General features: G+C 68.2%; 18 protein-coding genes. 9 read left to right on the forward strand and 9 right to left on the reverse strand.

What is annotated here, in order from left to right; translation table 11 throughout:
* The first annotated feature begins 142 nt into the window (after positions 1-142).
* Both ABIE04_RS09150 and ABIE04_RS09155 read left to right on the forward strand, forming a co-directional pair.
* Positions 143-943: a 3-hydroxybutyrate dehydrogenase gene (locus ABIE04_RS09150; protein WP_354548943.1), complete on the forward strand. Its 801-nt coding sequence runs from the start codon at positions 143-145 to the stop codon at positions 941-943.
* Positions 940-2,121, forward strand: coding sequence for a patatin-like phospholipase family protein (locus ABIE04_RS09155; RefSeq protein WP_354548948.1), 1,182 nt, complete (start codon positions 940-942; stop codon positions 2,119-2,121). Before ABIE04_RS09150 ends, ABIE04_RS09155 begins: the two co-directional genes overlap by 4 nt.
* A gap of 6 nt (positions 2,122-2,127) precedes the next feature.
* Here the strand turns inward: ABIE04_RS09155 and ABIE04_RS09160 are convergent, their stop codons facing one another.
* The 4 genes from ABIE04_RS09160 to radC all read right to left on the reverse strand — a co-directional run bounded on the left by ABIE04_RS09160 (position 2,128) and on the right by radC (position 6,496).
* A complete protein-coding gene (locus tag ABIE04_RS09160) occupies positions 2,128-2,883 on the reverse strand; it encodes an SDR family NAD(P)-dependent oxidoreductase (protein WP_354548952.1) in 756 nt (251 codons plus the stop codon).
* Positions 2,884-2,917: 34 nt separating this feature from the next.
* Complete coding sequence (locus tag ABIE04_RS09165; RefSeq protein ID WP_354548956.1) at positions 2,918-3,628, reverse strand: SPOR domain-containing protein; 711 nt, start codon at positions 3,626-3,628, stop codon at positions 2,918-2,920.
* Positions 3,628-5,316 carry an arginine--tRNA ligase gene (gene argS / locus ABIE04_RS09170; RefSeq protein WP_354548961.1) on the reverse strand — a complete coding sequence of 563 codons (1,689 nt, stop codon included), beginning with the start codon at positions 5,314-5,316 and terminating at the stop codon, positions 3,628-3,630. The genes ABIE04_RS09165 and argS overlap by 1 nt, the downstream gene beginning before the upstream one ends.
* Positions 5,317-5,824: 508 nt before the next feature.
* Positions 5,825-6,496, reverse strand: coding sequence for a RadC family protein (gene radC / locus ABIE04_RS09175; protein WP_354548965.1), 672 nt, complete (start codon positions 6,494-6,496; stop codon positions 5,825-5,827).
* Positions 6,497-6,593: 97 nt separating this feature from the next.
* On the opposite strand from radC, the gene coaBC reads away from it, so the two are divergent.
* Genes coaBC through ABIE04_RS09190 form a run of 3 tightly spaced genes read left to right on the forward strand, consistent with a single transcriptional unit; the run spans position 6,594 to position 10,633 of the window.
* Positions 6,594-7,796 (forward strand): bifunctional phosphopantothenoylcysteine decarboxylase/phosphopantothenate--cysteine ligase CoaBC, encoded by a 1,203-nt coding sequence (gene coaBC / locus ABIE04_RS09180; RefSeq protein WP_354548969.1) that lies wholly within the window; start codon positions 6,594-6,596, stop codon positions 7,794-7,796.
* On the forward strand, positions 7,793-8,251 hold the full coding sequence (dut, locus tag ABIE04_RS09185; protein WP_354548974.1) for a dUTP diphosphatase: 459 nt from the start codon (positions 7,793-7,795) through the stop codon (positions 8,249-8,251). The genes coaBC and dut overlap by 4 nt, the downstream gene beginning before the upstream one ends.
* Before the next feature lie 60 nt (positions 8,252-8,311).
* Positions 8,312-10,633: a phosphomannomutase/phosphoglucomutase gene (locus tag ABIE04_RS09190; RefSeq protein WP_354548979.1), complete on the forward strand. Its 2,322-nt coding sequence runs from the start codon at positions 8,312-8,314 to the stop codon at positions 10,631-10,633.
* Between the two features lie 72 nt (positions 10,634-10,705).
* On the opposite strand, the gene ABIE04_RS09195 is transcribed toward ABIE04_RS09190, so the two are convergent.
* From ABIE04_RS09195 to ABIE04_RS09205, 3 genes are all read right to left on the reverse strand, one after another.
* On the reverse strand, positions 10,706-11,347 hold the full coding sequence (locus ABIE04_RS09195; protein WP_354548982.1) for a DUF4124 domain-containing protein: 642 nt from the start codon (positions 11,345-11,347) through the stop codon (positions 10,706-10,708).
* Positions 11,348-11,463: 116 nt separating this feature from the next.
* The gene (gene pyrE, locus ABIE04_RS09200; protein WP_354548987.1) at positions 11,464-12,111 is read right to left on the reverse strand and encodes an orotate phosphoribosyltransferase; all 648 of its coding nucleotides are present in this window, start codon (positions 12,109-12,111) and stop codon (positions 11,464-11,466) included.
* A gap of 22 nt (positions 12,112-12,133) precedes the next feature.
* Positions 12,134-12,628, reverse strand: coding sequence for a GNAT family N-acetyltransferase (locus ABIE04_RS09205; RefSeq protein WP_354548992.1), 495 nt, complete (start codon positions 12,626-12,628; stop codon positions 12,134-12,136).
* 69 nt (positions 12,629-12,697) lie between these two features.
* On the opposite strand from ABIE04_RS09205, the gene ABIE04_RS09210 reads away from it, so the two are divergent.
* From ABIE04_RS09210 to ABIE04_RS09220, 3 genes are all read left to right on the forward strand, one after another.
* Positions 12,698-13,468, forward strand: a complete 771-nt coding sequence (locus tag ABIE04_RS09210; protein WP_354548997.1) for an exodeoxyribonuclease III — start codon at positions 12,698-12,700, stop codon at positions 13,466-13,468.
* Between the two features lie 31 nt (positions 13,469-13,499).
* Positions 13,500-14,774: an AmpG family muropeptide MFS transporter gene (locus ABIE04_RS09215; protein ID WP_436410363.1), complete on the forward strand. Its 1,275-nt coding sequence runs from the start codon at positions 13,500-13,502 to the stop codon at positions 14,772-14,774.
* A 148-nt stretch (positions 14,775-14,922) separates the two neighbouring features.
* On the forward strand, positions 14,923-15,225 hold the full coding sequence (locus ABIE04_RS09220; RefSeq protein WP_354549002.1) for a hypothetical protein: 303 nt from the start codon (positions 14,923-14,925) through the stop codon (positions 15,223-15,225).
* Here ABIE04_RS09220 and ABIE04_RS09225 read toward each other — a convergent pair.
* A complete protein-coding gene (locus ABIE04_RS09225; RefSeq protein WP_354549006.1) occupies positions 15,195-16,328 on the reverse strand; it encodes an anhydro-N-acetylmuramic acid kinase in 1,134 nt (377 codons plus the stop codon). The genes ABIE04_RS09220 and ABIE04_RS09225 overlap by 31 nt on opposite strands.
* A 13-nt stretch (positions 16,329-16,341) precedes the next feature.
* Positions 16,342-17,787 carry an OapA family protein gene (locus ABIE04_RS09230; protein ID WP_354549012.1) on the reverse strand — a complete coding sequence of 482 codons (1,446 nt, stop codon included), beginning with the start codon at positions 17,785-17,787 and terminating at the stop codon, positions 16,342-16,344.
* Positions 17,788-17,962: 175 nt separating this feature from the next.
* On the opposite strand from ABIE04_RS09230, the gene tyrS reads away from it, so the two are divergent.
* Positions 17,963-19,174 (forward strand): tyrosine--tRNA ligase, encoded by a 1,212-nt coding sequence (gene tyrS / locus ABIE04_RS09235; protein WP_354549017.1) that lies wholly within the window; start codon positions 17,963-17,965, stop codon positions 19,172-19,174.
* Positions 19,175-19,232 lie beyond the last annotated feature (58 nt).

Consider the following 19,232-nt stretch of genomic DNA (forward strand, 5'->3'; position numbering starts at 1 on the left):
CCCTCGGGAGAGGGGTGGGGGTGAGGGTTCGGTGCGGAGCGCGATATCCCGCTCCGGCCGCACCTTCATCCGTCGCTTCGCGCCACCTTCTCCCGCAGGGAGAAGAAAAACCCGATCCTCTGAATTCGTGAAGGAGCAACGCATGAGCAGTCTCAACGGCAAGGTCGCCCTGATCACCGGCGCGGCCAGCGGTCTCGGCAAGGCGATCGCGGAGCTGTACGCTCAGCACGGCGCCAGCGTGGCGATCGCCGACATCAACCAGGACGCCGCGGACAAGGTGGCGGCCGAAATCAAGGCGGCCGGCGGCAAGGCGCTCGGCGTGGCGATGGACGTCACCAGCGAGGACGCGGTCAACGCCGGCACCGACAAGGTGGTCGCCGCGTTTGGCCGTCTGGACATCCTGATCTCCAACGCCGGCGTGCAGATCATCAACCCGATCGAGCAGTTCGCCTTCGCCGACTGGAAAAAGATGCTGGCGATCCATCTCGACGGCGGCTTCCTCACCACCAAGGCCGCCCTCAAGCACATGTACCAGGACGACGGCACCGGCAAGAGCCGTGGCGGCATCGTGATCTACATGGGTTCGGTGCACTCGCACGAGGCGTCGAAGCTGAAGTCCGCCTACGTCACCGCCAAGCACGGCCTGCTCGGCCTGGCCCGCACGTTGGCGAAGGAAGGCGCGCCGCACAACGTGCGCTCGCACGTGATCTGTCCCGGCTTCGTGCGCACGCCGCTGGTCGAGCGGCAGATCCCCGAGCAGGCGAAAGAGCTGGGCATCACGGAAGACGAGGTGATCAGGAACGTGATGCTGAAGGACACCGTCGATGCCACCTTCACCACCGTCGACGACATCGCGCAGACCGCGCTGTACCTGGCCACCTTCCCGTCCGCCGCGCTGACCGGCCAGAGCATCGTGGTCAGCCACGGTTGGTTCATGCAGTGAGCAAGCCCGAGCCGGCCGGTTCGCTGGCCGCGGCGGTGGCCCGCGATTACCGCACCGTCGCCCTGGTGCTGCAGGGTGGCGGCGCGCTCGGCGCCTACCAGGCCGGCGTGTTCGAGGCGCTGGACGAGGCCGGCCTGCAACCGAACCGCCTGGCCGGCATCTCGATCGGTGCGCTGAACGCGGCGATCATCGCCGGCAATGCGCGCGAGCGACAGGTGGAACGGCTGCGCGAGTTCTGGGAGACGATCTGCCGCCCGCCGCTGTGGCCGGATACGCCGTCGCTGCCCTGGTTCGACGCGGTGGCGTGGCCCACGTCATGGCTCAACGGGTTGAGCGGCCTGGCCGCCTGGCGCGCGATGACCGAAGGCCAGGCCGGCTTCTTCCGCCCGCGCCAGCCGCCGCCGTTCCTGGGCGCGCATGCCACGCCGGACAGCGTGAGCTGGTACGACACCGCGCCGCTGCGCGCCACGCTGGAGCGGCTGGTCGATTTCGACCGCCTCAACGACCCGCGCGCGATGCGCGTGGCGGTCGGTGCGGTGAACGTGCGCAGCGGCAACTTCGCCTACTTCGACAACCGCAGGCAGCGCCTGCGCCCCGAGCACTTCATGGCCTCCGGCGCGCTGCCGCCGGGCTTCCCCGCGGTGGAGATCGACGGCGAGTTCTACTGGGACGGCGGCATGGTTTCCAACACCCCGCTGTACGAGGTGCTCAGCGAGCGCCCCGGCTGCGACACGCTGGTGTTCCAGGTCGACTTATGGAGCGCCCGCGGTGCGCTGCCGCGCGATCTCGCCGACGTGGCCGAGCGCAGCAAGGAGATCCAGTACTCCAGCCGCACCCGGCTGGTCACCGAGTTCATGCGCCGCACGCAGGAACAGCGCCGGCTGCTGCACGACGTGATGGCGCTGGTGCCGGCCGAGCGGCGCAACGACCCGGCGTACCGCCATGCCGAGGCACGCGCGGCGGAGGCGTTGACCAACGTGGTCCACCTGATCTACCAGGACCGGCCGCACGAAGGCCACTTCAAGGACTACGAGTTCAGCGCCGCCAGCATGCGCAGCCACTGGCAGAGCGGCCTGGACGACATGCGCCACACGCTGGCGCAGCCGCAGTGGCTGGCTGCGCCCGATCCCGAACATCCCTTCGTGACGCACGACGTGCATCGCGGCGCGGCGGGCTGAGCGGGTTCAGCTGTCCCGCGCCACCTGCAGCCCGGCCGCCGACTGGCTGACCGGCATCACCTCGAGGCGGTTGATGTTGAGGTGCGGCGGCAGGTTGGCGATCCACCAGATCGTGTCGGCGATGTCGCCGGCGGTGATCGGCTGGGCCCCGGCGTAGAGCTTCTCCGACGCGGCCTGGTCGCCACCGGTGCGCACTAGGGTGAACTCGGTCTCGGCCATGCCCGGCTCCACCGAGGTCACGCGCACGCCGGTGCCGTGCAGGTCGCTGCGCAGGTTCTGCGAGAACTGGGTGACGAAGGCCTTGGTGCCGCCGTATACGTTGCCGCCGCGGTAGGCGTAGCTGCCGGCGATCGAGCTGATGTTGACGATCGCGCCGCGGCGCTCGATCAGTTGCGGCAGCAGCAGGTGGGTCAGCGTCACCAGGGCGGTGACGTTGGTGTCGATCATCTGCTTCCACTGCGCCAGGTCCGACTGCTGCGCCGGCGCGGTGCCCAGCGCCAGGCCGGCGTTGTTGATCAGCAGGTCGATGCCGGCGAACGCGGGCGGCAGGTTCGCGTGCGCCGCACGCATCGCCGCCTCGTCACGCACGTCGAACGCCGCCGCATGCACGCGCTCGGCGCCGTGCCGCTCCACCAGCTGCTGCAGCCGGTCGGCACGGCGACCGTTGGCGATCACCCGCCAACCGCCGGCCACGAAGCGCTCCACGGTGGCGGCGCCGAACCCGGAGGTGGCGCCGGTAATCCAGACGGTCTTGGTGGTCATGCGGGAAGTCTAGCGGGAGATGGCTGCGGCCGGCTTAGCGGCCTTCCTTCAGTGCAATCGCGTTGATGCCGGCACCGGCCAGGCGCTGCTTGGTCGATTCCAGTTCGGTGGCCGAGCGGAACGGACCGAGGCGCACGCGGTTGTAGGTCTGGCCGCCGATGTTGACCGACTGCACGTTCGCCACGAAGCCCTGTAGCGCGAGTTTCGCCTTCAGCGTTTCCGCGTCGGCGGCGTTCGGGAAGGCGCCGACCTGCAGCAGGTAGCCGCTGCCGGCAGCGGGTTGCGGCACGGCATTGGCCGGCGCGGCGGTGACGTCCTGGCTGACCGCGGCCGGCGCATTGGCCGGTGCCGCCGTCGGCGCCGCCTGGGCTGTCCGCTGCGCCTGCAGCTGTGCCGCCTGCAGCTGTTTCTGTTGCTGCTCGACGCGCGCCTGCGCGCTGATCTCGGCGTCGGGGATGCGCACTTCCTTCTCCGACAGCACCGAGTAGAAGTCGAACTGCGGCTTCTTCGGCGCGTTGTCGCCGGTCGATTCGAGCACGCCCGGTGCGCTGCCGCGCTCGGCCGTGGCCTGCGGATTCGCCTGCGGGCCGTCGGCCTTGCGCAAGCTGGTCAGCAGGCTGCCGCGCATCATCACGGCCATCAGGATCGCGCCGGCCACCAGGCCGATGACCGCGTAACCCCAGCCCGGGAAACCATTGCTGCCGTTGCGCACGGCCTGCCGGCCCCTGCCCTTGCGTGCTGCCATTACATCTTCTCCGGGGCGCCGAGGCCCAACAAATCCAGACCATTCTTCAACACCTGGCGGGTCGCCACCACCAGCGCCAGGCGCGCGTTGCGCAAGCTTGCGTCCTCGACCAGGAACTGGTGCGAGTTGTAGTAGGTGTGGAACGCGTTGGCCAGCTCGCGCAGCCACGCCGCGACCAGGTGCGGCTCCAGGTTCGCCGCCGCGGCCTCGACCAGTTCAGGGTACTTCGACAGCTCGGTGAGCAGGATCTGCTCGTGTTCGGTGTCCAGTTGCGCCAGGTGGGCGAGACCGTCGTCCAGGTCGACCGTGAAGCCCTTCTCCGGCGCCTGGCGCAGCACGCTGCACACGCGGGCATGTGCATACTGGATGTAGTACACCGGGTTGTCGTTCGACTGCGAGCGCGCCAGGTCGATGTCGAACACGAGCTGCGAATCGCTCTTGCGCGAGATCAGGAAATAACGCGTGGCGTCCTTGCCCACTTCGTCGATCAGGTCGCGCAGGGTGACGTAGCTGCCGGCACGCTTGGAGATCTTCACCTCCTCGCCGCCCTTCATCACCGTCACCATCTGGTGCAGCACGTATTCCGGCCAGCCCTTGGGGATGCCGCAATCGAGCGCCTGCAGGCCGGCTTTCACGCGGGCCAGCGAGCCGTGGTGGTCCGAACCCAGCTCGGTGATCGCGCGTTCGTAGCCGCGCTGCCATTTGCTGAGGTGGTAGGCCACGTCGGGCAGGAAGTAGGTGTAGGTGCCGTCGGACTTGCGCATCACGCGGTCTTTGTCGTCACCGAAATCGGTGGTGCGCAGCCACAGCGCGCCGCCGTCCTCGTAGGTGTGGCCGTGCGCGACCAGCTCGCGCACGGTCTCCTCGACCTTGCCGTCGGTGTACAGCGAGGACTCCAGGAAGTAAGTGTCGAAGCTCACGCCGAACGCCTGCAGGTCCAGGTCCTGTTCGCGGCGCAGGCTGGCCACGGCGAAGCGGCGGATCGCGTCGAGGTCGTCGACGTCGCCGGCTGCGGTCACCGTCTCGCCATCGGCGACCACCGTCTCGCGATCGAGATAGGCGCGCGCCACGTCGGCGATGTAGTCGCCGCGGTAGCCGTTCTCCGGCCAGCTGCTGTCGTCCGGGGTGATGCCACGCGCACGCGCCTGCACCGAAATCGCCAGATTGGCGATCTGCACGCCGGCGTCGTTGTAGTAGAACTCACGCCTCACGTTCCAGCCGCTGGCGTCGAGCAGGCGGCTCAGGCAGTCGCCGATCGCCGCGGCGCGACCGTGGCCCACGTGCAGCGGGCCGGTCGGGTTGGCCGAGACGAATTCCACGCCGACGGTCTTGCCGTTGCCGCTGGTGCTGCGCCCGTAGGCGTCGCCCTCGGCCATGATCCGGCGCACTTCGGCGTGATAGGCGCCGGCGGCGAGGAAGAAGTTGATGAAGCCGGGGCCGGCGATCTCGACCTTCTCCACCAGGGTGTTCGCCGGCAACGCGGCGACCAGTTTCTCCGCCAGCTCGCGCGGCTTGGCGCGCGCCGGCTTGGCCAGCAGCATCGCCACGTTGCTGGCGAAATCGCCGTGTTCGCGGCTGCGCGCGCGCTCGATCACGAAGCCGGGCAGGCTGAGATCGGTAGGCAAGGTGGCGTCGTCTTGCAGGGCCTGGATCGCCTGCAGCACCAGTTCGCGCAGCTGTTCTTTCACGGGTGGGGTCGGTTTCGTGATGGAACCGCCAATCCTAACAGACCGCCATGCCGGCGAAACGCGCCAGGAGAGGGCGTCATGGCGTGGGCTGATGGGGTGGTGTCATGGCGGCAGGATTTTGATGCGCCGCGGTGAGCCATCTTGTGGATAAGTCTGTGGGGAAAGCGACAACTGGCGGCTTCAGGTTCGCCCGGGAGTGCCGAAAATTCAGCTATCGAAAGAAATTGTTTATGTATATCAATTGACTATGCCGACAACCTAGAGCGAGAGAACCGATAGGCGCGGCAAGTGCCGGTATCACCGCTTTGTGCATAAGTTCCGGCACCTTGGCGACACTTTCGAGACCCGCGAGCGTCATCCGTTTGTCATGCGGCACTGCGACACTGGCTGGGTCGCGACATGAACTCCCCTCCATGGCGCGGCGACGGAGACGCCGCTCTCTCCACCTCCCCAATCGGCCCAGCGGCGTGGCTTGTGCCACGCCGTTTTTTTGCCCGCGAGCCGGTTCTCAGATCAGGCCGCGTGCCGCCATCGATACCGGCTCGCCGCTGCCGATCACCAGGTGGTCGAGCACACGCACACCGACCAGTTGCAGCGCGTCGCGCAACTCGTGGGTGATCGCGCGGTCGGCGGCGCTGGGTTCGGCCACGCCGGAGGGGTGGTTGTGGGCGAAGATCACCGCGCAGGCGTTGTGCTGCAGGCACGCCCGCACCACCTCGCGCGGATGCACGCTGGCGCCATCGACGGTGCCGCGGAACAGCTCCTCGAACGCCAGCACGCGGTGGCGGTTGTCCAGATACAGGCAGCCGAATACCTCGTACGGCAGGTGGCGCAGACGCGCGCGCAGGTAATCGCCGCTGTCGCGTGGGTTGCCCAGGCTGGGCCTCTCCAGCAACTGTTCGGCCAGGCTACGCCGGGCCAGCTCCAGCGCGGCGGCGATGCGGGCGCGCTTGGCCGGGCCCAGTCCGCCGACGCGGATGCTCTGCTCGGTGCGGCCGAGCAGGGAGCCCAGGCTGCCGGCGATATTCAGCAGTTCGCGACCCAGCGCCAGCGCATCCTTGCCGCGGCTGCCGCTGCCCAGCAGCACCGCCAGCAGCTCGGCGTCGGACAGCGCGCTGCTGCCGCGCGCCAGCAGTTTTTCGCGGGGACGTTCGCCTTCGGGCCAGTCGCGGATGCTCATGTCCCCCACCTTGCCCGCTGGCGCCGCCGCCGGGCAGCGGGCAAGACGAGTGAATCCGGTAAGCTAGGCTTCTGCCCGATTGTCAGGCCCGCCTTACATGAGTCTTGCCCAACGCCGCATCCTGCTCGGAGTGTCGGGCGGCATCGCCGCCTACAAGTCCTGCGAACTGGTCCGCCGCCTGCGCGATCTCGATGCCGAGGTGCGCGTGGTGATGACCGAGGGCGCCACCCACTTCGTCAGCCCGACCACGTTCCAGGCGTTGTCCGGCCAGGCCGTGCGGGTCAGCCTGTGGGACGCGCAGGCCGAGGCGGCGATGGGCCACATCGAGCTGGCGCGCTGGGCGGAACGCATTCTGGTGGCGCCGGCCAGCGCCGACCTGCTGGCGCGGCTGGCGCACGGCATGGCCGACGACCTGCTGACCACGCTGTGCCTGGCCAGCGCCGCGCCGCTGTACCTGGCGCCGGCGATGAACCAGCAGATGTGGGCGCACCCGGCGGTGCAGGCGAATATCGCCACCTTGCGCCAGCACGGCGCGCAGCTGCTGGGGCCGGCGGTGGGCGACCAGGCCTGCGGCGACGTGGGCAGCGGCCGCATGCTGGAGCCGCACGAATTGCGCGATGCGCTGGTGGCCTCGTTCGGCGATCGTTCGCTGGCGGGGCTGAAGGTGCTGGTCAGCGCCGGCCCGACCTACGAGGACATCGACCCGGTGCGCTTCATCGGCAACCGCAGTTCCGGCCGGATGGGTTTCGCGGTCGCCGAAGCGGCCGCCCAGGCCGGTGCCGAAGTGACCCTGGTGGCCGGGCCGGTGAGCCTGACCACGCCGGCCGGCGTGGCGCAGCGCGTCGATGTGCGCAGCGCGGCGCAGATGCATGCGGCGGTACTGGCCGCCGCGCAGGCGGACATCTATATCGGCGCGGCGGCGGTGGGTGATTACCGTCCGCTGGAGGTGTCCGCGCAGAAACTGAAAAAGCACGACGGCGGCGAACTCACCCTGCGCCTCGGCGAGAATCCGGACATCCTGGCCAGCCTTTCCGCGCAAACCGCGCACCCGTTCCTGGTCGGATTCGCCGCGGAGACGCATGATGTGGCGAGCTACGCGCAGGGCAAGCTGCGCCACAAGGGTCTGGACATGATTGCGGCAAACCAGGTGGGTGGCGGCCTCGGTTTCGAGGCCGCCGACAATGCGTTGACGTTGTACTGGGCCGACGGCACCGTCGAGTTGCCGCGGACATCGAAAGCCGAGCTGGCGCGCCGGCTGATCGCCCACGTGGCCGAACGCTACCGGGCGACGCGCGGATGACGATCGACGTCGAGCTGAAGATCCTCGACCCGCGCCTGGGCGACAGCATCCCGCTGCCACAGGCCGCCACGCCCGGCAGTGCCGGCATGGACCTGCGCGCCGCACTGGATGCGCCGCTGACCCTGGCGCCGGGCGAAAGCGCACTGGTGCCCAGCGGCATCGCGATCCATATCGGCGACCCGGGCTGGTGCGCGCTGGTCGTGCCGCGCTCGGGGCTGGGCCACAAGCGCGGGCTGGTGATGGGCAACCTGGTCGGGGTGATTGATGCCGACTACCAGGGTCCGCTGATGATTTCGTGCTGGAATCGCGGCAGCCAGTCGTACACCATCGCCGTGGGCGACCGCATCGCCCAGCTGCTGCTGGTGCCTGTGGCGCAGGCACGGTTGAACATCGTGACCGATTTCGCGCCGAGCGAGCGCGGCGGCGGCGGGTTCGGTTCCACCGGCATCCAATAATCAGCGGGGCCGGCCCGAACGGATCGGGCCGGCCCACGGCTACAGCCGCGGGGGCGGGGTATGGCTTTGAACATCGCGAACGAACGGCTGCGGGGCCTGCGGGTCGACTGGCAGGCCCTGCTGCCGCTGGCCGGCGGCACCGTGCTGCTGCTGCTGGGTCTGTTCTGTGCATGGCAGACCTGGCTGATTGCCGATGAAGGCAATGCGGTCCAGCGCGTGCATATGGCCCAGGACGAGGCCGTCCAGACGCTGTCCCGGGAAATCGCCAGCCAGCGCGGTGCGGTGGAAAAGGTGCTGGCAGGCGTGGACCCGGCAACCCTGATGAGCGATCCGGCGCGGTCCGCCGCGGCGCTGCGCCAGCAACTGCCGCAAGCGAAGAAGCTGGAGCTGTACAGCGGCGACCTCAGCGAGGTGCTCAAGGCCAATTACCGCGAATTCGGCTATGCCAAGGCGGCCCAGCTGATGGCCGCGCAGAGCGCCGAGGGCGTGCCGTTGGCGCAGAGCGTCTCCTACGGCAACGGCGATCGCCGGCTGAGCCTGGTGATTCCGCTGGGGCCGCCGCCGCAAGCCCAGGCCTGGGCCTGGGTCGAGTTGCCGTTCGCCCCGTTGCGGCAGCGTTTCGATGCGATTTCGCCGGCCGGCGGCCGGCTCGACCTGCGCCAGGGCGACGATAGCGGCTATGTGCAATTGTTGTCGCACGGCACCACCTCGGCCGAAGCCGAAGCGGCCGGCAAGCCGATCGCGGGCAGCGTGTTCAGTGTCGGCGCCGGCTTGCCGGGCGCCTTCATCGTGTTGCCGCGTTCGTGGCTGTTGAGTGGGCTGCTGACCTTGTTCGGCCTCGGTGGCGGCGGCTACCTGCTGTGGCTGCGCCTGCGCCATCTGCGGGCACCGGCGCCGTCCGAAGCGGAACCGCCCGAAGCGTCGATCGAAGTTCCCAAGGCTGCCGCGGTCCGCGTCCGCCCGCCGGCGCAGGTCGCGCCACCGCCGGTTGCCGCGGCGGCCAGCGTGGACCCGAGCATCTTCCGTGCGTACGACGTGCGCGGCGTGGTCGGCAAGACCCTGAACAAGGACGTGGCGCGCGCGCTGGGCCAGTCGATCGGCACGCTGATGGGCGAGAAGGGCCTGCGCGAGATCGTGGTCGGCCGCGACGGCCGCCTGTCCGGGCCGGAGCTGGCCGGTGCGCTGGCCGAGGGCCTGCGCGAGGCCGGCGTGGACGTGATCGACATCGGTGCGGTGCCGACCCCGGTGGTGTACTACGCCGCGTATCGCTTCAACACCGGCTGCGGCGTGGCGGTCACCGGCAGCCACAATCCACCGGACTACAACGGCTTCAAGATCGTGGTCGGCGGCGAGACCCTGTCCGAAGGGGCGATCCAGGACCTGTACCAACGCATCGCCAGCGGCGCCCTGGCCAGCGGCGGCGGCGGTGGTCTGCGTCAGGTCGACGTGGCCCCGGACTACATCGAGAAAATCGTCGGCGACGTGCTCGCCGAGCGCCGCCTGAAGGTCGTGGTCGATTGCGGCAACGGCATCCCCGGCGCGATCGCGCCGCAGGTGCTGGAGGGCGTCGGTTGCGAGGTGGTCCCGTTGTACTGCGACGTCGACGGCACGTTCCCGAACCATCATCCGGACCCGTCCGATCCAGCCAATCTGGAAGACCTGATCCTCGCGGTGAGGCAGACCGGCGCCGACCTGGGCATGGCGTTCGACGGCGATGGCGACCGCCTCGGCGTGGTCGCCCGTGGCGGCGAGATCATCTATCCGGACCGTCTGCTGATGCTGTTCGCGCGCGACGTGCTGTCGCGCCAGCCCGGCGCCACGGTCATCTACGACGTGAAGTGCACCAGCCACCTGAAGGCGCAGATCCTGGATGCCGGCGGCAGTCCGCTGATGTGGCGCACCGGGCATTCGCTGATCAAGGCGAAGATGCGCGAAACCGGCGCCGAGCTGGCCGGCGAGATGAGCGGACACTTCTTCTTCAAGGAACGCTGGTACGGCTTCGACGACGGCGTCTATGCCGCCGCGCGGTTGCTGGAGATCCTCGCCGGCGACCTGCAGGGGCGCCGCCCGGAGGAGATCTTCGCGACGTTGCCGAAGAGCGTCTCCACACCGGAACTGAAAGTGGAACTGGCCGAGGGCGAGCACTACCGCTTCATGGACAAGCTGCGCCAGCAGGCCAACTTCGAGGACGCCACCCTCGTCACCATCGACGGCATGCGCGCGGACTGGCCGGACGGCTGGGGACTGGTGCGCGCGTCGAACACCACGCCGGTGCTGGTGCTGCGGTTTGAGGCGGACAACCCGGTCGCGTTGAAGCGGATCCAGCAGGTCTTCCGCCAGCAGCTGCTGGCGGTGGATTCCGGGCTGAAGCTGCCCTTCTGAAAATCGCGGGCCCCGACAAGGTCCGAGGCTCATTCCTGCGGATGATGGGGCTCACGTCGCCGCAGAATCGCCCTACTCCGCCGGCTGCTCCTGCGCCGCCTTGAGTTCGCGATAGTGCGCCAGCTGCCCGACCTGCTCTTGCACGGTCTGTGCATGCAAGGCCTGCTGGCGGCGCAGCGTGTTGCGCAGGGCGGCGACCACGTTGCGCTGTTGCGCGATGCTGTCGACCAGGAATTTCGGCACCGGGCTCTTGGCGTTTTCGAGATCGGCCGCGCGGCCGAGCAGGTCGGTCAGCGCCTTTTCCTGGCTGCGCAGGTTGATCTGGGTGGTGTGGATCTGCTGGTCGATGGTGTCCAGCGTCTGCTGCAGCGAGATCTGGTAGGACTCCTCGTCCGGATAGGCTGCCAGCATCTGCGTGTCGGCGTTCGCGCGCTCCTGCGCGGCGCGCTGCTTGGCCGCCTGTTCGGCGGCCAGCTTGTTGGCGGCGGCGCGTTCCGCGGCGGTCAGCTGGCGCGGCACGTGTTGCACCACCAGGCCACGGTCGTTGACCAGGTCGTAGCCGTACTTCATCGCTTCGGCGGTGAGGCTGTCACTGAAGTGCATCAGGCCTTGCCCGTCGTACCACTTGTAACGGATGTTGCCGGTGTTCTGGGCATGCGCCGACAGGCTCGCGACCAATACGACAGCAGCAATGACGAGCAATGGTTTGCGCATGGATTCCTCTCTCGTTGCCCAGTATAGCGACCGCCGCCGCGCTGCCTAGCTCCGCGCCGACGGCAGCGGCTGGCAGTGTGACCGGGTTCGCCTGAGTCTATCGGCCGAACAGGTTCTCAACGCTGAACCCCGTAGCGCTCGCGGTAGGCCAGCAAGCGGGCATGCTCGGCGGCCAGTTGCGGTCGCTCGCCGGCATATGCCAGCACGTCGTCGAGACCGGTGATCGCGATCACCGGGATGCCGTAGTCGGCGGCCACTTCCTGCGCGGCGGAGCGCTCACCCTGGCCGCGCTCCTGCCGGTCCAGCGCGATCAGCACGCCGGCCGGCTCGGCACCGTGCGCGCGGATCAGCGCCAGCGATTCGCGCACCGCGGTGCCGGCGGTCATCACGTCGTCGACGATCAGCACGCGGCCCTCGAGCGGGGCGCCGACCAGCACCCCGCCCTCGCCGTGGTCCTTCGCCTCCTTGCGGTTGTAGGCCCACGGCAGATCGCGGCCGTGGCCATCGGCCAGCGCGATCGCGGTGGCGGCGGCCAGCGCGATGCCCTTGTAGGCGGGGCCGAACAGCATGTCCACCTCTATGCCGGAGTTCACCACCGAGGCGGCATAGGCGCGGCCGAGCTGGGCCAGCGCGGCGCCGGAGTCGATCCGACCCATGTTGAAGAAGTACGGGCTGTGGCGGCCGGATTTCAGGGTGAAATCGCCGAAGCGCAGCACCTCTCGCTGCAGGGTGAGTTCGATGAAGTCGCGCTGATAGTCGTGCACGGGTCTCTCGCAAACGGTGGGGTCAGGGCAGCGGTCGCAGCAGCAGGTGCTGCGGGCCGGAACGCCCGCCATGGTACAGCTCGCCGCTGTCGTCGAAGCCGGCGCGCTGGTAGAGCCGCAGGGCTGCGTGGTTGTTGCGGTCGACCATCAGCGCCAGTTGGCGCGCCCACGGGTGGCGCCGGGCGAGGTCGGCGAACATCGCCTGCAACGCCCGCCGGCCCAGGCCCTGGCCTTGCCAGGCGGCATCGATGAAGAACCCGCGCAGGCCCAGCGACGGCAGCTCGAGATCGCGCCCGGCCACACTGCGCGCCGTGGCTTCGATGCGGTAGTAGCCGATCGGCCGGTCGGCGTGCAGGATCGCCATCGCCTCGCTGCCGGGGCACTGCGCCACGTCGGCCAGCAGGTCGGCGATCGCGCCGACCCAGCCGCCTTGGACCGGCAGTACGTGCAGGCCCAGCAGCTTCGGGCGCAGTGCGTCGTCGACCGGGACGACGCGGATGGCGGCAGTGGCTGGCATGTTCGCTTCCATGGCGTTGGCGGGGTGCCGTGGTTGTTATGATCACCCATCACGAGATCGGGAGAGCCCATGCGCATCATCAGCCTCAACGCCAACGGCATCCGCTCGGCCGCGACCAAGGGCGTGTTCGACTGGCTGCGCAAGCAGGATTCCGACGTGGTTTGCCTGCAGGAAACCAAGGCGCAGGAAGGCCAGCTGACCGACGCGATGTTCCGTCCCGACGGGCATCATTGCTTCTACCGCGACGCCAGCAGCAAGAAGGGTTACAGCGGTGTGGCGATCTACGCCAGGCGCGAGCCCGATCAGGTGTTGACCGAACTGGGCTGGGACGAGTTCGACAACGAAGGCCGCTACATCGAGGCGCGCTTCGGCAATCTGAGCGTGGTCTCGCTGTACTTCCCGTCCGGTTCCTCCGGCGACGAGCGCCAGCAGTTCAAGTTCAAGGCGATGGAGTGGATCACGCCGATCTTCGACCAGTGGCTGAAGAGCGGCCGCGACTACGTGATCTGCGGCGACTGGAACATCGTGCACACGAAGAACGACATCAAGAACTGGTCGTCCAACCAAAAGAATTCCGGCTGCCTGCCGGAGGAGCGCGCGTGGCTGGACCTGCTGTTCCAGCAGCGCGGCTGGATCGACAGCTTCCGTGCGATCAAGCCGGAGGCGGTCGAATACACCTGGTGGTCGAATCGCGGCCAGGCGCGCGCGAACAACGTGGGGTGGCGGATCGACTACCAGGTCGTCACGCCATCCTTGCGCCAGCGTCTCAAGTCCTGCTCGATCTACCGCGACGAACGTTTCTCCGACCACGCGCCCTACACCGTCGATTATGCCGACTGAGCCGCTGCCACGTAAGCCGGCGAAGCCGTCGGTGTGGCGGGCGTTCGCCCAGCCGGCGGCGTGGACGATGTTCCTGTTCGGCTTCTCCTCCGGCCTGCCGTTCCTGCTGGTGGCCGGCACGCTGGCGTACTGGCTGAAGGAAAACGGCATCGAGCTGAAAGACATCACGATGATCGCCAGCGCCGGCATGACCTATGCGTTCAAGTTCGTGTGGGCGCCGCTGCTCGACCATTGGCGAATCCCCGGCTTCGCGCGGCTCGGCCAGCGCCGCGGCTGGCTGCTGTTCGCGCAGCTGGGCGTGACGGTGGGGTTGCTGGCGATGGCGTTGCTGACGCCGGTGCAGCTGGTCCCGTTCGTGGCGGCTACGCTGGTGGTGGCGTTCTTTGGCGCGACCCAGGACATCGCGGTGGATGCCTACCGCATCGAGATCGCGCCGATCGAGGCACAGGGCGCGCTGGTCGCCACCTACTCGCTGGGCTACCGGATCGGGCTGCTGCTGGCCGGTGCGGTGGCGCTGATCCTGGCCGACCACCTGCCGTGGCGGCTGGTCTACGCGCTGATGGCGATCGCGATGGTGGTGCCGCTGGCGACCACGCTGATGGCACGCGAGCCGGACGTGTTGCGGATACGGGCCACGCGCTGGCGCGACGCGATGCGCGAAAGCGTGATCGATCCGTTCGCCGATTTCTTCCGTCGCTACGGCTGGGCGCTGGCCGGCGTGACGCTGCTGTTCCTGCTGCTGTTCAAGATGCCCGAGCAGGCCACGATCGGCGGCATCATGAGCCCGTTCTACCGCGACATGGGTTTCTCCAAGACCGAGATCGGCACGATCACCAAGATCTACGGCATCTGGATCGGCATCGTCGGCGTGTTCATCGGCGGCGCCGCGGTGGCGCGCTGGGGTGCGTGGCGTCCGCTTGGCGTCACCATCGTGCTGTGCGGCTGCAGCAACCTGCTGTATCTGTTGCTGATCGCTCATCCGGGCAACCTGCTGGTGCTGACCCTGGTGATCTCCGGCGAGAACCTGACCCTGGGCATGCTGGGGCCGCCGACCGTGGCGTTCCTGTCCTCGCTGGTCAACCGCCAGCACACCGCGACGCAGTACGCGCTGCTGAGCTCGCTGGTCAACCTGCCCGGCAAGCTGCTCGGCTTTTTCGCCGGCGGCATCGCCACGACGACCGGCTACGGCGGCTACTTCGTCATCACGGTACTGGCGGTGCTGCCGTCGATGCTGCTGTTCGCCTGCCTGTGGCGCTACTTCCGCGGCGTCGAACGCGCGCGTGTCGCGGCGGAAGCAGCTGCGTAGGCGCCCAGCCGGGCAGCGTGGCCGCGCTCACAGTGGAACTGCCAAGTCATCCACGGAATCGTCGTCGTGACGCCTGGCTTCGCCGTGGCTGTGCAAACATCCGGCACGACAGGGGCACGTGTAACAGGGAGTGACGCTTGTGCCGGACATGATCTTGCAGCACGTCGACAGTCTGCTCACCGAACGGATCCGGGCGTTGGCCAGGGAGCGCCAGTGCTCGGTCAACGACGTGATGCTGCACGCCTTGCGCAATGGCCTGGGCATCTCGGCCGCCCAGCATTTCAGCGAAAACTTGCGCGATCCGGAAGCGCTGACCGTGCTCGAAGGTCAGTGGGAAGCCGCGGAACAGGGAGTATTCCAGGAAGCGTTGCGCGCGCTGGCGCAAACTCGCCCGACCCAGCTGGCGCCGGAGCGTATCCGTTACGGCGAACCGGCGGCGGGCCCGGAATAGATCGCGCCCAGCACCCGCGGTCCGCGCGCGCCGGTGACCGCCGGCAGGTTGCCGGGCAGGCCGAGCAGGCGCTGGCGCGCCAGCCAGGCAAACGCGGTGGCTTCGAGGAAATCCGGGTCGATGCCGTAGCGCGATGTGCTCAGCAGTACGCGGGGTGCCAGCAGTTCGCCCAGGCGCCGCATCAACGCGCCGTTGTGCACGCCGCCGCCGCAGGCCAGCACTTCTTCCGCGCCCGGGGCATGCTGCGCGATCGCCATGGCGACACTGCGCGCGGTGAGCTCCAGCAGGGTTGCCTGCACGTCGGCCGGGTCCAGCGCGGCGGAGGGCGCGTGCGTGGCCAGCCAGTCCAGGTGGAAATGCTCGCGGCCGGTGCTCTTCGGCGGCGGCAAGGCGAAGTAGGGATCGGCCAGCAAAGCATCGAGCAGGCCAGCGTCGAGGTGGCCGCTGGCGGCGTACGCGCCGTCACGGTCGAACGACTCGCCGCGCTGGCGCAGGCACCAGGCATCGAGCAGGCCGTTGGCCGGGCCGGTGTCGAAGCCGAGCACGCTGCCGTTGGCGCCAAGCACGGTGATGTTGGCGATGCCGCCGAGGTTGAGCACCACCCGGGCGTGTCCCGGCCGGGACAGCAGCATCGCGTGCAGCGCCGGCAGCAACGGCGCGCCCTGCCCGCCCGCGGCGATGTCGGCGCGGCGGAAGTCCGCCACGACGTCGATGCCGCAGCGTTCGGCGATTACGCTGGGGTCGCCCAGTTGCAGCGTGAACGGGTACGTCCCGGTCGGGCGGTGGCGCAGGGTCTGGCCGTGCGAGCCGATCGCGCGGACGGCCGTTGCCGGGGTGCCGCTGTGTTCGAGCAGGTGCAGCGCCGCGTCGGCGAAGCCGTGGCCGATTTCGACGTCCAGCCGTCCAAATGCATCCAGGTCCAGCGCGGTTTCGCCTTGCGCCAGGGCCAGCATGCGTTCGCGCAGCGCCGTGGGCCAGGGATGCGCGTGGCTGGCCAGCAGCTGAGGTACGCCACGGCTGAAGCTGACCAGCACGCTGTCGATGCTGTCCGCGCTGGTGCCGGAGATCAGTCCGAGGTAGAGCGCCGAGGCGTCGTCGTCCACGCGCGGTGGATGCTCAGTTGTCGTGGTTGGCGGGGGCGTTGGCACGCGCCAGCTTGATGCGGGAGTCCAGTTCGGTCAGCCGTGCCAGCTGGGGCTTCACCACTTCGGCCTTGAAGCGCGCCATCTGCACGGCCGGCAGCGGCTCGGGTTTCGGCAGCGTGACCGTCTGCGGGTTGCGCTGCACGCCGTTGACGCGGAATTCGTAGTGCAGGTGCGGACCGGTGGCGAGGCCGGTCATGCCGACGTAGCCGATCACTTCGCCCTGGCGCACGCGCTCGCCTACGTGTTGACCCTTCACGAAGCGCGACATGTGGCCGTAGGCGGTGCTGATGGTCTTGTCGTGCTGGATCACCACGAAGTTGCCGTAGCCGCGCTCCCAGCCGTGGTACTTGATCACCCCATCGCCGGCCGCATGAATCGGCGTGCCACTGGGTGCGGCGTAGTCGACGCCCTTGTGCGCACGCATGCGGCCGAGGACCGGGTGCATGCGCGCCGCGGTGAACTGCGAGGATATGCGGGTGAAATCGACCGGGATGCGCAGGAACGATTTCTGGATCGGCCGGCCGTCCTCGCTGTACCAGCCGTAGCTGCCGTCGGCCTTCTTGAAGCGGTAGGCGGTGTAACGCTTGCCCTGGTTGACGAACTCGGCCGCGATGATGTTGCCCTGGCCGTAGCGCACGCCATCGCGGTAGATATCGTCGTAGATCACCGTGAAGCTGTCGCCGACGCGGAGGTCCTGCACGAAGTCGATGTCGTACTTGAACAGGTCGGCAAGCTTGCCGACCATCGCCGCGTCCATGCCGGCCTGGTCGCCGGCGGCATACAGGCTGCTGCGGATCACGCCATGCGCCACCTGTTCGCGCAGGTCCATGTCGCGCTGCTGGATGGCGACGGTGGGCTGCGCGCCGTCGAGACGGACGGTCGCGCGGCTGGCTTGGTCGCGGTCGAAGCGGAAGCCCTTGAGGCTGCCGTCGTTGCCGAGCAGGAAGTCGAATTCCTGACCCGGGCGAATGCTGTGCAGGGCGGATTTCGCGCCACCGGCGGCGTCCATCACTTTCTGCAGGTCAGCCATGCCGAGGCCGCGGGCACCGAAGATGTCCGACAGCGTCTGCCCCGGCTGCACCCGCACCACCTGCCAGTCGTCCACGGTGCCGGACGTGGTGTTGACCGGCGCGATCTTGGGCAGCGCCAGCGGCAGCAACGAGTGGACTTCCGGCGTGGGCGCGGGACGCATCGCGCTGGCCCAGGCGGGCATGATGAAACCTGACAGCAGGGTGATCAGCAACGCGGTGCCGGCGAGCACCAGACGCTCGCGGTTCCAGCGGATCGGTTCGATCTCGCCCGAGCGATTGAACGACCAGTGTGCACGGCGCTCGTAGAAATGGGAGTGCCGACGCTGCGCCTTGCGACAGATCGCCTGCTTGCGGGTTTGCCGCGCCCCCTGCTTTTCTTCTGCCATGCTGTACACGCCCGCGCTACAAAGTAACAAACTGCGCATACCATAACGGTCATGTGCAAAGGGCGTCAACGCCTTTCGCATCAAGGGTTTGCAACGCATTCCTGGTTAACACACAATTAACGTTGACGGCACGATCACATTGCGGGCCGCTGCCCACTTCATCAGAGAGAAACCAATGAGCGAGCTTGAGCAGGCGCTGGCCACGATTGCGCGCGGCGCCGACGAAATCATCAAGCGGGAGGATCTGGCCGAGCGTCTGAGGAGCGGTCGCCCGTTGCGGATCAAGGCCGGCTTCGACCCCACGGCACCGGATCTGCACCTGGGCCATACCGTGTTGTTGAACAAGATGCGCCAGTTCCAGGACCTGGGTCACCAGGTGATTTTCCTGATCGGCGACTTCACCGGCATGATCGGCGACCCTACCGGCAAGAACGTCACCCGCAAGCCGCTCAGCCGCGAAGACGTGCTGGCCAACGCCGAGACCTATGCCGAGCAGGTCTACAAGGTGCTCGACCGCGAGAAGACAGAGCTGCGTTTCAATTCCGAATGGTTCGGCCAGATGTCGGCGGCCGACATGATCAGGCTGGCTGCCCAGCACACCGTGGCGCGCATGCTCGAGCGCGACGACTTCACCAAGCGCTACGCAGCGCAGCAGCCGATCGCGATCCACGAGTTCCTGTATCCGCTGGTGCAGGGCTACGACTCGGTGGCGCTGAAGGCGGACGTGGAACTGGGCGGCACCGACCAGAAGTTCAACCTGCTGATGGGCCGCGCGCTGCAGGAACACCACGGCCAGCCGCCGCAGATCGTGCTGACCATGCCGTTACTGGAAGGCCTGGATGGCGTCAACAAGATGTCCAAGTCGCTGGGCAACTACATCGGCATCAACGAGCCGGCGATCGACATCGTCACCAAGACCATGAAGATCGGCGACGAACTGATGTGGCGCTGGTTCGAGCTGCTCAGTTTCGACGTGTCGCTGGACGAGCTGGCCCGGATGAAACAGGACATCGCCAGCGGCGCGCTCAACCCGCGCGACGCCAAGCTGCGCCTTGCGCGCGAACTGGCCACGCGCTTCCACGACGCGGCTGCCGCCGAGCAGGCGGTAGCCGGCTGGCATGCCGTCGTACGCGGCGAGGGCGATACCTCGCTGCTGCCGCAGGCGGACGTCGTGGTGCCGGCCGAAGGCATGCGACTGGCCGCCTTGCTGACCGCGGCCGGACTCACCGCCAGTAATTCCGAGGCGAATCGCAAGCTGAAGGAGCGCGCCGTGCGCATCGACGCGGAAGTGGTGGAGGATGCGCAGCGCGTCTTCAGCGCCGGCTTCGAAGGCGTATTGCAGGTCGGCAAGCGCAACTTTGCCCGCGTGAAGCTCGTACTCGCCTGATTTCGGTACGTCTGTGCCACAGGTATGGCGATGTGCGGGCGCGTTTGGGAAAAGAAAA

This window comes from Rhodanobacter soli (genome assembly GCF_040548735.1).
Lineage (GTDB): Bacteria > Pseudomonadota > Gammaproteobacteria > Xanthomonadales > Rhodanobacteraceae > Rhodanobacter > Rhodanobacter soli_A.

Excerpts from the sequence above, each read along its gene's own strand:
- ABIE04_RS09150 (WP_354548943.1), top strand. The coding sequence starts at position 143 with ATGAGCAGTCTCAACGGCAAGGTCGCCCTGATCACCGGCGCGGCCAGC.
- ABIE04_RS09160 (WP_354548952.1), bottom strand. The coding sequence starts at position 2,883 with ATGACCACCAAGACCGTCTGGATTACCGGCGCCACCTCCGGGTTCGGC.
- ABIE04_RS09165 (WP_354548956.1), bottom strand. The coding sequence starts at position 3,628 with ATGGCAGCACGCAAGGGCAGGGGCCGGCAGGCCGTGCGCAACGGCAGC.
- radC (WP_354548965.1), bottom strand. The coding sequence starts at position 6,496 with ATGAGCATCCGCGACTGGCCCGAAGGCGAACGTCCCCGCGAAAAACTG.
- coaBC (WP_354548969.1), top strand. The coding sequence starts at position 6,594 with ATGAGTCTTGCCCAACGCCGCATCCTGCTCGGAGTGTCGGGCGGCATC.
- dut (WP_354548974.1), top strand. The coding sequence starts at position 7,793 with ATGACGATCGACGTCGAGCTGAAGATCCTCGACCCGCGCCTGGGCGAC.
- ABIE04_RS09190 (WP_354548979.1), top strand. The coding sequence starts at position 8,312 with ATGGCTTTGAACATCGCGAACGAACGGCTGCGGGGCCTGCGGGTCGAC.
- ABIE04_RS09195 (WP_354548982.1), bottom strand. The coding sequence starts at position 11,347 with ATGCGCAAACCATTGCTCGTCATTGCTGCTGTCGTATTGGTCGCGAGC.
- ABIE04_RS09205 (WP_354548992.1), bottom strand. The coding sequence starts at position 12,628 with ATGCCAGCCACTGCCGCCATCCGCGTCGTCCCGGTCGACGACGCACTG.
- ABIE04_RS09210 (WP_354548997.1), top strand. The coding sequence starts at position 12,698 with ATGCGCATCATCAGCCTCAACGCCAACGGCATCCGCTCGGCCGCGACC.
- ABIE04_RS09220 (WP_354549002.1), top strand. The coding sequence starts at position 14,923 with ATGATCTTGCAGCACGTCGACAGTCTGCTCACCGAACGGATCCGGGCG.
- ABIE04_RS09230 (WP_354549012.1), bottom strand. The coding sequence starts at position 17,787 with ATGGCAGAAGAAAAGCAGGGGGCGCGGCAAACCCGCAAGCAGGCGATC.
- tyrS (WP_354549017.1), top strand. The coding sequence starts at position 17,963 with ATGAGCGAGCTTGAGCAGGCGCTGGCCACGATTGCGCGCGGCGCCGAC.